This is a genomic window from Burkholderia sp. BCC1644 (assembly GCF_902833225.1).
Classification (GTDB): Bacteria; Pseudomonadota; Gammaproteobacteria; order Burkholderiales; family Burkholderiaceae; genus Burkholderia.
Genome location: NZ_CADFEI010000032.1, coordinates 18,793 through 32,057, shown reverse-complemented (window position 1 = coordinate 32,057; position 13,265 = coordinate 18,793). Strand labels below are relative to the sequence as shown.

The window sequence follows — 13,265 nt, the reverse complement described above, 5'->3', positions numbered from 1 at the left end:
CCCGCCGTCACGACGACGTGCGGGCCAGCTCCTCCCCTTCGCGCGGCTGCGCTGCCGCACGTGACAGTCGCGGGATATGCCGTCGCACGACGAGCAGCGCGACGCAGACAATTCCCATCGCGATCGCCAGCATCGTCAGATAGGCCGTGGCGCCGCCCGTCGTGATCACGATCGCGCCCGCGAACGCGCTGAGGATCGCGCCGAGCCGGCCGAACGCGAGCGCGCTCGCGGTGCCCGTCGCGCGCACGGCGGTCGGATAGATGTACGCGCAGAGCGCATACATCGTCGACTGCACCGCGTTGACGAACAGCCCGTGCAGGCCGAGCCCGACGATCAGCCAGCTCGTATGGCGGCTCGCATCGACGCCCATCAGCCACACCGCGCTCACCGCACCGCCGATGCTGCACAGCGCGAGCGGCCAGCGCGACCCGGCATGCGCGATCGCCCATGCGCACAGCAGCGCGCCGATCACGCCGCCGAGGTTGTACGCGGTAAGCCCCGCCCCCGCGACCGACACGCTCAACCCGCTCGCCGCGAGCATCGTGGGCAGCCAGCTGAACGCCGCATACACGGCGAGCAGGCACATGAAGAACGCGCACCACAACGCGATCGTGTCGCGTGCCTGACCGCGCTCGAACAGCGCGCCGAAGCCGCCGCGGCCGCCGGCCGCGCGTGCGTCCTTCATGTCGGTGAACACGGTGCCCGGCGCGACCGGCCGCTGCATCCTGGCGAGCAGCGCGCCGAGTTCCGGCCAGCGCGCGGGGCGCCGCGCGAGATAGCGCGGCGATTCCGGCAGCGCGCGCACGAGCAAGAAGCCGAGCACGAGCGGCAGCGCACCGCCCGCGAAGAACAGCCCGCGCCAGCCATAACGCGGCAGCACCTCGTGCGCGAACAGGCCGGCCAGCATCCCGCCGAGCGGCACGCAGACGATCGTCGCCGTCACCATCATCGTGCGGCGCCGCGCCGGCGTGTATTCGGCCGTCATCGTCGTGGCCGTCGGCAGCGCGCCGCCGATCCCGAGTCCCGCGAAGAAGCGCAATATCGCGATCGCCGCGACGTCGGGCGCGAAGCCGATCGCGCAGGTCGCGATACCGAACAGGAACACGCTGCCGATCACCGCCTGGCGGCGGCCGAAGCGGTCCGCGACGATCCCCGCGCACGCGCTGCCGATACCCATCCCGATCAGCCCGGCCGCGACGGCCGGCGCGAACGCGCCGCGCGTGATGCCCCATTCGCGGATCAGCACCGGAATCGCGAAACCGATCAACTGGCCGTCGAAGCCGTCGAGCACGATCGCGAGCGCGGCGAGCAGCACCACGCAGCGCTGCATCGTCGTGAACGGCCCGTCGTCGAGCGTCGCGCCGATGTCGATCGACGGCGGCGGCAATCCGTCGCGCGTGCTCATGCGGCCTCCCGTGCACCGCGCGGCGGCGGCAACGTGCGCGAACCGCGCGCGGCAAGACAACGGCATTCGATGACTTTCATGGCGTCTCCAGTTGCTCGGGCTGGCGCAGCGGCGCGTGCCCGGATCTCGTGCCGCGCGGTCGGCCGGCGTCGACGTAGCGGCGCCGGCATCCTGCCCGGTTCGTCTCGATCCTGCGCCTGTGCGCGGCGCTTTTCGTGTCGTGATGCGGCGCAAGCCGGCCGCCGGCCTGATGCTCAGTCCGTGCGCGCGTCGATCAGCCGGACGAGCGCGAGCATCGTCTCGGTATGCGGCACCGCGACGCCCGTTTCGCGCGCGGCCGCCACGACCTTGCCGCCGATCGCGTCGATTTCCGTGCGGCGGCCCGCGAGCACGTCCTGCAGCATCGACGGACGATGGCCGCGATGTTCGCGGATCGCATGCTCGACGTTGCGCGCGATGCGTTCTCCATCGACCGCGATGCCCTTCGCACGCGCGACGGCGGCCGTCTCGGCGGCAATTGCGAGCGCGAGCCGCGGCCCGTCGTGATGATTGCCGAGCTGGTCGACCGAGCAGCCGGTCGCCGCGCATACCGTGTTGAGCGCCGCGTTGAACGCGACCTTCTCCCATATCGCGGCCCACACGTCGGCATCGAGCGTGCACGCGAGTCCCGCGTGCGACAGCGCGTCGGCCACGGCGCTCGCGAACGGGCGCGCCGCGCCGTCGGCCGTCATCATGCGGATCGTGCCCGCGCCGTGCGAGCGCACGTGCGCAGGACCCGCGGCGTCGGCCGGCCAGGTCGTCACGCCGACCAGGATGCGCTCGAGCGGCACGAACGCGTTCAGCGTCTCGACGTTGCCGAGTCCGTTCTGCAGCGTCAGCACGAACGTGTGCGGGCTCAGCAGCGCGCGCACGCCGTCGAGCGCGGCGCGCGTATGCAGTGATTTGGTGAAAACGATCAGCAGGTCGAACGGTGTGTCGGTCGACGCGGTCGCGGCCGCATTCGCGGCTTCCGGCCGCACGGCCTGCAACGCGCGAATGTGCCGTTCGCCGCGATCGTCGTCGATGCGCAGCCCGTCGCGGCGGATCGCGTCGAGATGCGCATCGTTGACGTCGATCAGCGTGACGGCCTCGCCGCGCTCGGCGAGCAACCCGCCGAATAGCGAGCCCATCGCGCCCGCGCCCAGAATCGCGATCTTCATCGTCGTCGGCCTCGTCAGAACGGATAGTGGCGCGGTGCGGTCTGCACGGTGATCCAGCGCAGGTCCGTGAACGCCGCGATGCCGGCCTGGCCGCCGAAATGGCCGAAGCCGCTGTCCTTCACGCCGCCGAACGGCATCTGTGCCTCATCGTGCACGGTCGGGCCGTTCACGTGGCAGATGCCCGATTCGATCCGCGCCGCGACGCGCATCGCGCGCGCGACGTCGCGGCTGAACACGGCCGACGACAGCCCGAACGCGTTGTCGTTCGCGCAGCGGATCGCGGCCTCCTCGCCGTCGACGCGCACGATGCCCTTCACCGGGCCGAACGATTCTTCCGCGTAAATGCGCATCGCCGGCGTCACATGGTCCAGCAGCGTCGCCGGGAACAACGTGCTGTCGGCCTCGCCGCCGCACAGCAGCGTCGCGCCGTGCGCGAGCGCATCGTCGATCAGCGCGTTGCAGCGCTCGACGGCCTTCATGTCGATCAGCGAGCCGAGCACGACGGGCCCGTTGCGCGGATCGCCGAGCGGCAGCGATGCGGCCTTGTCGGCGAGCTTCGCGACGAACGCATCGGCGATCGACGCATCGACGACGATGCGCTCGGTCGACATGCAGATCTGCCCGGAATTCGCGAACGCACCGAACGCGGCGGCCGCGACCGCGGCGTCGAGATCGGCATCGTCGAGCACGACGAACGGCGCCTTGCCGCCCAGCTCCAGCACCGACGGCTTCAGGTGGCGCGCGCACGCTTCGGCGACGATCCGCCCGACACGCGTCGAGCCCGTGAAATTCACGCGGCGCACGGCCGGATGCGCGATCAGCGCATCGACGACGGCGCCTGCATCGTCGGGCGCGTTCGTCACGAAGTTGACGACGCCCGGCGGCAGCCCGGCCTCCTGCAGCGCCTCGACGATCAGCCCGTGCGTGACCGGGCACAGCTCCGACCCTTTCAGCACGACCGTGTTGCCGCACGCGAGCGGCAGCGCGAGCGCGCGCGTCGCGAGGATCACCGGCGCATTCCACGGCGCGATGCCGAGCACGACGCCGGCCGGCTGCCGCACGCCCATCGCGAGCGAACCGGGCACGTCGGAAGGAATCAGTTCGCCACCGATCTGCGTGGTCAGCGACGCGGCCTCGACGAGCCCGCTCGCGGCAAGATGCACGTTGAAGCCGGCCCATAGCGCGGACGCGCCCGTCTCGGCCGCCATCGCGACGACGAACTGGTCGTGCTTGGCTTCGAGCGCGGCGGCCGCCTTCAGCAGCAGCGCGCGGCGCGCGCCGGGACCGAGCGCGGCCCAACCGGGGAACGCGCGGGCGGCCGCATCGGCTGCGGCGCGCGCATCGTCGACGGTACACGCGGGCGCTTCGGACGCGATTTCGCCGTCGAGCGGGTTACGGCGCACGAAGGTCGCGCCGCTGGACGAATGGCGGCGTTCGCCGCCGATCAGCATCGATACGGTTTGCATGGATTCTCCGCAATAGACGCGCACCGCGCGTCAGGCAATCTCGACCTCGACGACGACCGGCGTCGCGGCATGCAGCGCGTCGGTCAGTGTGTCGCGCAGGCGCGCCGCATCGGCAACGCGTACACCGCGGCAGCCCATCCCCTGCGCCAGCGCGACGAAATCGAGGTCGGGCAGATCGGTGCCCTGCACGGGATCGCCGGGGCCGAAGCCGAATACGGGCGCGAAGTCCTGCAGCGCCGCGTAGCGCCGGTTGTTCAGGATCACGAAGGTGAGCGGCAGCTTCAGCTGCGCGGCGCTCCACAGTGCCTGGATCGAATACAGGCTCGAGCCGTCGCCGATCAGCGCGATCACGCGCCGGCCCGGCTGCGCGAGCGCGACGCCGACGGCGGCCGGCATCCCGTAACCGAGCCCGCCGCTGTCCATCGTGTAGAACGTGCCGCTGCGCGTGAACGGCAGGTGTTCCTGCATCACCGGCCGCGCGCTCGGCGCCTCCTCGACGACGATGTCGCGCGCGTCGCGCACGTCGGCGAGCGTCTGCAGCGCGAACGCGACCGACATGCGCTCGCCGGCGGGCGGCGCATCGACGCGCGAGCGCGGCGGCCGCGGCGCGGGCATCGGCCGCTCGGGCGGCGCCGGGCGCGCCAGCAGGTCGCGCGCAGCAAGTCTCAGGTTGCCGACGACCGCGTCGCCGGACGGCGTCCACGCGGCGATGCCCGGATCGTCGACGAGCTGCACGAGCGTCGCACCGGGCGGCACGTGCGGGCCGAAGCCCTCGATGTGATACGTGAACGCGGGCGCGCCGAGCGCGAAGACAAGGTCGTGCCCGTCGAGCCGCGCGACGATCTTCTCCCGGATCGCGGGCAGGAAGCCCGCGAACAGCGGATGGTCTTCGGGGAAGCTGCAGCGCCCCGACATCGGCGCGACGAATACGCGCGCACGGTGCCGCTCGGCGAGCCGCACGACGTCGTCCCACGCGCCCGCTCGATCGACGGCCGCGCCGACCACGAACGCGGGACGCCGCGCGGCGTCGAGCGCGTCGCCGAGCCGCGCGAGCGCATCGGGATCGGGCCGCACGACGCTGCTGACCGCGCGCCGCGGCAGCAGTTCGGCCGGCTGGTCCCAGTCGTCGACCGGAATCGACACGAACACGGGGCCGCGCGGCTCCTGCATCGCGATGCGGTACGCACGCGCAATCGCGGCCGGCACGTCCTGCGCGCGAGCGGGCTCGATGCTCCATTTCACGTACGGCTTCGGCAGCTCGGCGGCCTGCGTCGCGCCGAGGAACGGATCGTACGGCAGGATCGCGCGTGCCTGCTGGCCCGCGGTGACGATCAGCGGCGTGCGGTTCTTGAATGCGGTGAAGAGGTTGCCCATCGCGTTGCCGACGCCCGCCGCCGAATGCAGGTTGACGACCGCCGCGTTGCCGGTGGCCTGCGCATGGCCATCGGCCATCCCGACCACGACGGCCTCTTGCAGGCCGAGCACATAACGAAAATCGTCCGGGAAATCGCGGAACATCGGCAGCTCGGTCGAGCCGGGATTGCCGAACACGCGGTCGATGCCGAACTGGCGGAACAGGTCGATCACGGCGTCACGAACGGTGACCGGTGGGGCGGATGGGGGCGGGTGGCCGGACATGCTCTGCGCTCCTCGATGGCTTGGCGATTTCCACAGTATCGAAGCGCAAGCCATTCTCAGATACTGTATTTTTTGCGATAAGCCATTACATTCCGGCATGACTTTCGATCTCCGACAATTGCGCGCCTTCACGACGATCGTCGCGTGCGGCAGCCTCGGCCGCGCCGCCGACGCGCTGCACGTGACGCAGCCGGCGCTGAGCCGGATCCTGAAGCGGCTCGAGGATCAGGTCGGCGCGCCCTTGTTCGAGCGCCACTCGAAGGGCGTGCAGCTCACCGCGTTCGGCGAGGCGCTGCTGCCGCACGCGACGCTGCTGCAGCACGAGGCCGAGCACGCGCGCGAGGAGCTCGACGCGATGCGCGGATTGGCGAAGGGCACGATCAAGGTCGGCGCGGTGGGCAGCATCGCGAGCCTCGTGCTGCCGGTCGCGGTCGGTCGCGTGCTCGACCGCTGGCCGAACCTGCGCGTCGAGATCCTCGAAGGCGTGTGGGACCGGCTCGCCGAAGGCTTGCACAAGCACGAGATCGATCTCGCCCTGTCCGCGCATGCGCCCGACACCGACGAAATCATCGCGATTCCCGAATGCCGCTGGGAAGACCGCAGCCATATCGTTGCGGCGCCGCACCATCCGCTGCGTGCGCTCGGCCGCGCACCGACGCTCGCCGACACGCTGCACGCGCGCTGGGCGGTCCCGCCGCGCGGCACCGCGCCGTTCGACCACATGCGCGCGACCTTCGACGCGCACGGGCTCGCACTGCCCGATATCGCGGTCGCGACGCGTTCGGTCACGACGCTGAAGAGCCTCGTCGCGCATGCCGGCTTCCTGAGCTGGATGGCCGAGCCGATGTACGGCGCCGAGCAGCGCGCCGGCACGATCGACACGCTGCCGGTGCGCGAAGTCGTCGCGGTACGCACGCTCACCGCGTTCCGGCGCCGCCACGGCATCCTGCCGGGGCCGGCCGGCAAGCTGCTCGAGGAACTCGTCACGTTGACGCGCGAGGGGCGCTGACGGCGCTACCCGGCCGACGGCCCATCCGGCCGATCCATCTCTTCGGTTCCTCCTGCCCTTCCTGCCCTTCCTGCCCTTCCTGCCCATCTAGCCCTTCCGGCCTTCCTTCCCGCCGCAGCGCACCATCGAAATGCCGTTTCCCCGCCTTGACTTTCGCTCGCCCGAATACGATCATTCGCTCACACAAAGAGCAAATGATCGTATTCGACTGGAAAGACTGGCACGAACAGGAGACACCGGATGAGCGCATCGCCCTCCGCCCGCGCGCCCGTGCTGCTGCACATCGGCGCGGGCTCGTTTCACCGCGCGCACCAGGCGTGGTATCTGCATCGCGTGAACATGGCCGTACCGGCCGACGAACGCTGGTCGCTGACCGTCGGCAACATCCGCGACGACATGCGCGCGACGATGGACGCGCTCGCCGCGCAGCACGGCGCCTACACGCTCGAAACCGTCACGCCGCAAGGCGAGCGCGCGTACGAGACGATCCGCGCGATCACGCGCGTGCTGCCGTGGTCGATCGACCTCGCCGCGCTGATCGACGCCGGCGCCGATCCGGCCTGCCGGATCGTGTCGTTCACCGTCACCGAAGGCGGCTACTACCTCGACGAACACAACCGGCTCGACATCGCGAACGCCGATCTCGCCGCCGACCTGCAGGGTGCGCGCACGACGCTGTACGGCGCGCTCGCGGCGCTGCTCGCCGAACGCATGAAGCGTGGTGCGGGCCCGCTCACGCTGCAGAGCTGCGACAACCTGCGCAACAACGGCGCACGCTTTCGCGCGGGGATGCGCGAATTCCTCGAACGGCGCGGTGAAACCGCCCTCCTCGCATGGTTCGACGCGAACGTCGCGACGCCGAGCGCGATGGTCGACCGCATCACGCCGCGCCCGACCGCCGACGTGCGCGAGCGCGTACTCGCGGCCACCGGTATCGACGACGCGTGCCCGGTGATGGGCGAATCGTTCATCCAGTGGGTGATCGAGGACCGCTTCGCTGCCGGCCGGCCGCGCTGGGAGCTGGCCGGCGCCGAACTCGTCGACGACGTGCACCCGTACGAGGAAGCGAAGATCCGCATTCTCAACGCGACGCACAGCTGCATCGCGTGGGCCGGCACGCTCGCGGGCCATACCTACATCCACGAAGGCACGCACGACGCGGCGATCCGGCGCTTCGCGCACGATTACGTGACGCAGGACGTGATCCCGTGCCTGACGCCGAGCCCGCTCGATCTCGCGCGGTATCGCGACGTCGTGCTCGAACGCTTCGGCAACCCGTATGTGCTCGACACGAACCAGCGCGTGGCGGCCGACGGCTTCTCGAAGATCCCCGGCTTCATCGCACCGACGCTCGTCGAATCGTTCGCGCGCGGCGCGGCGCCGGTCGCCACCGCCGTGCTGCCCGCGTTGTTCCTGCGCTTTCTCGAACGCTGGGCGCGCGGCCTGCTGCCGTATGCGTACCAGGACGGCGTGATGGACGACAGCGCCGCGCGGGCGATCGTCGGCGCCGACGACCCGGTCGTCGCGCTGTGCGCGAGCCGCGCGCTGTGGGGCTCGCTCGCCGGCAACGCGGCGCTGTTCGAGGCGCTGCGCGGCGCGCTCGCGCGGGTCGACGCATGGCTGGCGCAGCGCTGACGCGCATCCGGGCGAACCTGCCTTGGCATGTGCGCTGCCGCGCGGCTAAAGTAGCGACTCCCCACTGACGGAACGAATCGCTCATGTATCTCGGCATCGACCTCGGCACCTCGGAAGTGAAGGTATTGCTGCTGGCCCCCGACGGCACGGTCGTCGGCACGGCCGGCACGCCGTTCACCGTGTCGCGGCCGCATCCGCGCTGGGCCGAACAGCATCCGGACGACTGGTGGCGAGGCACGCTCGCCGCGCTCGCCACGTTGCGCGAGCGGCATCCGCACGCGTTCGCGCAGGTGCGCGGCATCGGCCTGTCGGGACAGATGCACGGCGCCGTGCTGCTCGGTCGCGACGACCGCGTGCTGCGCCCCGCGATCCTGTGGAACGACATGCGCAGCGCCGACGAATGCGCGCTGCTCACCGAACGCGCGCCCGATCTCCATGCGCTGGCCGGCAATCTCGCGATGCCGGGCTTCACCGCGCCGAAACTGCTGTGGGTCGCGAAGCACGAACCCGACGTGTTCGCCGCCACCGCCTGCGTGCTGATGCCGAAGGACTACCTGCGATTCCGGCTGACCGGCGCGAAAGTCTCCGACCCGTCGGACGCGGCCGGCACGCTGTGGCTCGACGTCGCGCGCCGCGACTGGTCCGACGCGCTGCTCGCCGCGTGCGACATGACCCGCGACCAGATGCCCCGCATCGTCGAGGGCAACGCGCCGTCCGGCACGCTGCGCGCGGACGTCGCGCGCGAGCTCGGGCTGTCGGAGGCCGTCGTGGTCGCGGGCGGCGGCGGCGACAATGCGACGAGCGCGCTCGGCATCGGCGCGATCCACGCGGGCGACGGTTTCGTGTCGCTCGGCACGTCGGGCGTGCTGAGCGTGGTCGGCGACCGCTTCATGCCGAACCCCGCATCGGCCGTGCATGCGTTCTGCCACGCCATCCCCGATCGCTGGCAACTGATGAGCGTCGTGCTGTCGGCCGCGAGCTGCCTGCGCTGGGTCTGCAAGCTGACGGGCACCGACGAGCCCGCACTGCTCGCCGAAGTCGAAGCGCTCGACGCCGACGCGCTCGCGACGGCGCCGCTGTTCCTGCCCTACCTGTCCGGCGAGCGCACGCCGCACAACGATCCGTACGCGCAGGGCGTGTTCTTCGGGATGACGCATGCGACCGAGCGCGCGCATCTCGGCTACGCTGTACTCGAAGGCGTGACGCTCGGCCTCGCCGACGGCCTCGACGCGCTGCATGCGGCCGGCGTCGAAACCGACCAGTTGTCGCTGATCGGCGGCGGCGCGCGCAGCGCGTTCTGGGCGCAACTGATCGCCGACGCGCTGAACGTGCGCACGCGCCAGATCGGCGGCGGCGAGACGGGCGCGGCGCTCGGCGCGGCACGGCTCGGCTGGCTGGCCGTCGGCGGCGATCCGCACGCGGTGCTGACCAAGCCGCCGGTACGCGCCGAATACGCGCCGGACGCCGCCCGCCATGCGCGGCTGCGCGAACGCCTCGACGCGTTCCGCTCGCTGTACCGTCACGTCCAGCCGCTGTACGAACCGTCGCGCACGCGGCTCGCGTAGGCGTGACTGCGGGGCAGCGCGCACGACATGCGTTACAGTGGACGCCGTCGTGCGGGCTGCCGGCCAGCCCGCGGGGCGGCCCCCTGATCCGAACCGAATCGCTATCGTGTCCAAGTCCTCAGAAAAACTCGATCTCGCCACGCGCGCCGCGTGGCTCTACTACGTCGCGGGCGACACGCAGAACGAAATCGCCGAGAAGCTGCAGGTCTCGCGCCCGGTCGCGCAGCGCCTCGTCGCGTTCGCGGTCGAGAAGAACCTGATCCGCGTGCGCGTCGATCACCGGCTCGCCGACTGCCTCGATCTCGGCGCGCAGCTGTCGAAACGCTACGGCCTCGCGATGTGCGAAGTCGTGCCCGTCGATGCCGATGCGCCCGACGCGATCGACCGCAAGCTCGCGGTCGCCGGCGCGCAGGTGATGGAGCGCTATCTGAACGAAACGCGGCCGATGGTGATCGCGGTCAGCAGCGGCCGGACGCTGAAGGCCGCGGTCGCGCAGATCGCGCAGATCGAGCGCCCGCAGCACCGGCTCGTGTCGATGGTCGGCGCGATCGCGGCCGACGGGTCGTCGAACCGCTACGACGTCGCGCAGTACATCTCCGAGAAAACCGGCAGCAAGCACTTCCTGCTGCCCGCGCCGCTGTTCGCCGACAGCAACGCCGAGCGCGCGCAGTGGTGCAATCACCGGCTGTACCGGATCGTCGAGGCGCTGTCGGGCAAGGCCGACGTCGCGTTCGTCGGGATCGGCAACATCGGCCCGCACTGCCCGCTCTACGAAGACGGCTTCATCACCGAACAGGAGCGCGACGAGATGACCGCGCTCGGCGCGGTGGCCGAACTGCTCGGCGTGCCGATCGACGCGCAAGGCACGCAGATCGCCGTATCGACCAGCGCACGCGTGACGAGCGTGGCGCTCGCGACGCCGCCGAAGCTGCCGACGATCGCGTTCGCCGGCGGCCCGAAGAAACACGACGCGGTGATCGCCGCGCTGCGCGGCGGCTGGCTGTCGGGGCTCGTCACCGACGAGACCTGCGCACGCGCCGCGCTCGCCGCGAAGGCGGCCTGACCCCGCCGACGGGCACGCCCGCTCAGGCCGCGCGCGGCGCCGGGAACGCATGCCGGCGCGCGCGCCACGCGCCGACCCACGCGGCCGCCAGCAGCGCGACCAGCACCCACGGAATCGCGCCGGCGCCCGTCGCATCGAGCAGCATCCCGCCCGCGATGCCGCCACCGGCGATCGCCAGATTCCACACCGTCACGAGCATCGACTGCGCTACGTCGGCCGACTCGCCCGCCGCGTTCGCGGCAGCCGTCTGGAACAGCGTCGGCGCGCCGCCAAACGCGAGCCCCCACAGCGCGACGCCCGCGTAGACGATCGCCATCCCGGAACCGGCGCCGAGCATCAGCGCCGCGAGCGCGAACAGCGCGATGCTGGCGAGCGTCAGCCGCCGTTGCGCGGCGCCGATCCATGCGCCCGTCAGCGCGATGCCGGCCAGCGACGCGATCCCGAACACGAACAGCACCACATCGACCTGCGTGCCCATCCGCACGCCAGCCAGGAACGGCGCGACATACGTGTACAGCATGTTGTGCGCGAGCACGTACGCGAACATCACGGTCAGCACCGGCCGCACGCCGGGCAGCGTCATCACGCCGAGCACCGGCTCGCGCGTGCCGGCGGACTGCCCTGCGTAATCGGGCACGCGCAGGCGGATCCAGCCGATCAGCGCGAGCGCCGCCAGCGTGATCAGCGCGAACGCGACGCGCCAGCCAAGCGCGGCACCGAGCGCGGTGCCGGCCGGAATGCCGATCGACATCGCGACCGGCGCACCGAGCATCGCAACCGCGATCGCCCGGCCGCGCAGCGAAGCGTCGACCATCCGGCTCGCATAGCCGGCCAGCAGCGCCCACAGCAGCCCGGCCGCCATGCCGGCGACGAAGCGCGCGACGAGCGTGAGCGCGTAGTACGGCGATACGGCCGTCAGCGCGTTCGACACGACGAAACCGGCGAGCGCCGCGAGCAGCAGGCGGCGCCGGCGCATCGCCCGCGTCGCGGCGACGAGCGGAATCGCCGCGACGATCGAGCCGAGCGCATACACGGTCACGAGCTGGCCGATCAGCGCCTCGGGCACGCGCAGGTCGACGCTCATCAACGGCAGCAGGCCGGCCGGCAACGCTTCGGTGAGGATCGTGATGAAGGCGGCCGTCGCGAGCGCCAGCAGGTTCGCGACCGGCAGGCGTTCGGCCGCCTGCGCCGGCTGGCCGGCAACGCGGCCGTCCATCGACGGGCAATCGCTCATGATGCGCTCCCGGCATCGACGCAACGGATGGTGACGGGCAGGAATGACATGGCGTGGCCTCGAACAATGAAGGAACGCCCATCGTAGGGAGCCGGCGCGAGAAGAAAAACCGGGGTAGAGTTCCGGACAATCCGGACGCCGGTGTCCGCAATCGGGATCTCGCATGGAAAATCTGGGCGGCTTCGTCGTGTTCGTTCAGGTCGCTGAAACGCGCAGCTTCGTCGCGGCCGGCCGCGCGCTCGGGCTGTCGGCTTCGGCGATCGGCAAGCGCATCGCACGGCTCGAGGCACGCCTGAACGTGCGCCTCTTTCACCGCAGCACGCGCAGCATCACGCTGACGGCCGAAGGCACGCGCTTTCTCGAACGATGCCGGCGCGTGATCGCCGAGATCGAAGCGGCCGAACGGGAACTGACGCACAGCGCCGAAGCGCCGCGCGGGCGGCTGCGCGTGAGCCTGCCGACGATCGGCACGCTGCTGCTGCCGGTGCTCGCCGATTTCATGGCCGCGTATCCGGAGATCGAACTCGACATCGATTTCAGCGACCGGCTCGTCGACGTCGTCGACGAAGGGTTCGACGCGGTGCTGCGCACCGGCCAGCCGTCGGATTCACGGCTGTCGTCGCGGCTGCTCGGCCATTTCCGCCAGCATCTCGTCGCGTCGCCCGCCTATCTCGACCGGCACGGCATACCACGCACGCCGGCCGATCTCGCACAGCACCGCTGCCTGCACTACCGCTTCCCGAGCAGCGGCAGGCTCCAGACCTGGCCGCTGCGTGTGCCGCGTAACGGCCCGCCGCCCGAGGTGCCGGTCGCGATGGTCAGCAACAGCGCGGAAGCGCGCCTGTGCTTCGTACTGCGCGGGCGCGGCATTGCGTGCCTGCCCGAGTTCTTCGTGCACGGCGCGCTGGCCGACGGCACGCTGCGCACGGTGCTCGACGAACACGTCGCGAGCCGCACGCCGTTCTACGTGCTGTGGCCGTCGGGCCGGCACCCGACGCCGAAGCTGCGCGCGTTCGTCGACTACATGGCCGAACACTTGCGCATCTGAGCG

10 protein-coding genes are annotated in these 13,265 nt (G+C 71.1%); 5 read left to right on the top strand and 5 right to left on the bottom strand.

The features are described 5' to 3' along the window. Nucleotides 1-7: 7 nt before the first annotated feature. The 4 genes from HWX87_RS36360 to mdlC form a co-directional block, all read right to left on the bottom strand. A complete protein-coding gene (locus HWX87_RS36360; RefSeq protein WP_176051642.1) occupies nucleotides 8-1,405 on the bottom strand; it encodes an MFS transporter in 1,398 nt (465 codons plus the stop codon). 254 nt (nucleotides 1,406-1,659) lie between these two features. Next, nucleotides 1,660-2,604: a 2-dehydropantoate 2-reductase gene (locus tag HWX87_RS36355; RefSeq protein WP_176051641.1), complete on the bottom strand. Its 945-nt coding sequence runs from the start codon at nucleotides 2,602-2,604 to the stop codon at nucleotides 1,660-1,662. A gap of 14 nt (nucleotides 2,605-2,618) precedes the next feature. Then, a complete protein-coding gene (locus tag HWX87_RS36350) occupies nucleotides 2,619-4,070 on the bottom strand; it encodes an aldehyde dehydrogenase (RefSeq protein WP_176051640.1) in 1,452 nt (483 codons plus the stop codon). Nucleotides 4,071-4,100: 30 nt separating this feature from the next. After that, on the bottom strand, nucleotides 4,101-5,708 hold the full coding sequence (mdlC, locus tag HWX87_RS36345) for a benzoylformate decarboxylase (RefSeq protein ID WP_176051639.1): 1,608 nt from the start codon (nucleotides 5,706-5,708) through the stop codon (nucleotides 4,101-4,103). Nucleotides 5,709-5,805: 97 nt separating this feature from the next. Here mdlC and HWX87_RS36340 point away from each other — a divergent pair, with 97 nt between their 5' ends. The 4 genes from HWX87_RS36340 (at nucleotide 5,806) to HWX87_RS36325 (ending at nucleotide 10,980) form a co-directional block, all read left to right on the top strand. Beyond that, nucleotides 5,806-6,717 carry a LysR substrate-binding domain-containing protein gene (locus HWX87_RS36340; RefSeq protein ID WP_176051638.1) on the top strand — a complete coding sequence of 304 codons (912 nt, stop codon included), beginning with the start codon at nucleotides 5,806-5,808 and terminating at the stop codon, nucleotides 6,715-6,717. A 240-nt stretch (nucleotides 6,718-6,957) separates the two neighbouring features. Then, complete coding sequence (gene dalD / locus HWX87_RS36335; protein WP_176051637.1) at nucleotides 6,958-8,352, top strand: D-arabinitol 4-dehydrogenase; 1,395 nt, start codon at nucleotides 6,958-6,960, stop codon at nucleotides 8,350-8,352. Between the two features lie 83 nt (nucleotides 8,353-8,435). Next, on the top strand, nucleotides 8,436-9,917 hold the full coding sequence (gene xylB, locus HWX87_RS36330; RefSeq protein ID WP_176051636.1) for a xylulokinase: 1,482 nt from the start codon (nucleotides 8,436-8,438) through the stop codon (nucleotides 9,915-9,917). A gap of 49 nt (nucleotides 9,918-9,966) precedes the next feature. Continuing rightward, nucleotides 9,967-10,980, top strand: a complete 1,014-nt coding sequence (locus HWX87_RS36325) for a sugar-binding transcriptional regulator (protein ID WP_176051663.1) — start codon at nucleotides 9,967-9,969, stop codon at nucleotides 10,978-10,980. Nucleotides 10,981-11,002: 22 nt separating this feature from the next. Here the strand turns inward: HWX87_RS36325 and HWX87_RS36320 are convergent, their stop codons facing one another. Further along, nucleotides 11,003-12,214 (bottom strand): MFS transporter, encoded by a 1,212-nt coding sequence (locus tag HWX87_RS36320; RefSeq protein WP_176051635.1) that lies wholly within the window; start codon nucleotides 12,212-12,214, stop codon nucleotides 11,003-11,005. Between the two features lie 163 nt (nucleotides 12,215-12,377). Here HWX87_RS36320 and HWX87_RS36315 point away from each other — a divergent pair, with 163 nt between their 5' ends. Then, nucleotides 12,378-13,262 carry a LysR family transcriptional regulator gene (locus HWX87_RS36315; protein WP_176051634.1) on the top strand — a complete coding sequence of 295 codons (885 nt, stop codon included), beginning with the start codon at nucleotides 12,378-12,380 and terminating at the stop codon, nucleotides 13,260-13,262. The last annotated feature ends 3 nt before the right edge of the window (nucleotides 13,263-13,265 follow it).

Coding starts and splice junctions, on each gene's coding strand:
- HWX87_RS36360 (WP_176051642.1), bottom strand. CDS start 1,405: ATGAGCACGCGCGACGGATTGCCGCCGCCGTCGATCGACATCGGCGCG.
- HWX87_RS36355 (WP_176051641.1), bottom strand. CDS start 2,604: ATGAAGATCGCGATTCTGGGCGCGGGCGCGATGGGCTCGCTATTCGGC.
- HWX87_RS36350 (WP_176051640.1), bottom strand. CDS start 4,070: ATGCAAACCGTATCGATGCTGATCGGCGGCGAACGCCGCCATTCGTCC.
- mdlC (WP_176051639.1), bottom strand. CDS start 5,708: ATGTCCGGCCACCCGCCCCCATCCGCCCCACCGGTCACCGTTCGTGAC.
- HWX87_RS36340 (WP_176051638.1), top strand. CDS start 5,806: ATGACTTTCGATCTCCGACAATTGCGCGCCTTCACGACGATCGTCGCG.
- dalD (WP_176051637.1), top strand. CDS start 6,958: ATGAGCGCATCGCCCTCCGCCCGCGCGCCCGTGCTGCTGCACATCGGC.
- xylB (WP_176051636.1), top strand. CDS start 8,436: ATGTATCTCGGCATCGACCTCGGCACCTCGGAAGTGAAGGTATTGCTG.
- HWX87_RS36320 (WP_176051635.1), bottom strand. CDS start 12,214: ATGAGCGATTGCCCGTCGATGGACGGCCGCGTTGCCGGCCAGCCGGCG.
- HWX87_RS36315 (WP_176051634.1), top strand. CDS start 12,378: ATGGAAAATCTGGGCGGCTTCGTCGTGTTCGTTCAGGTCGCTGAAACG.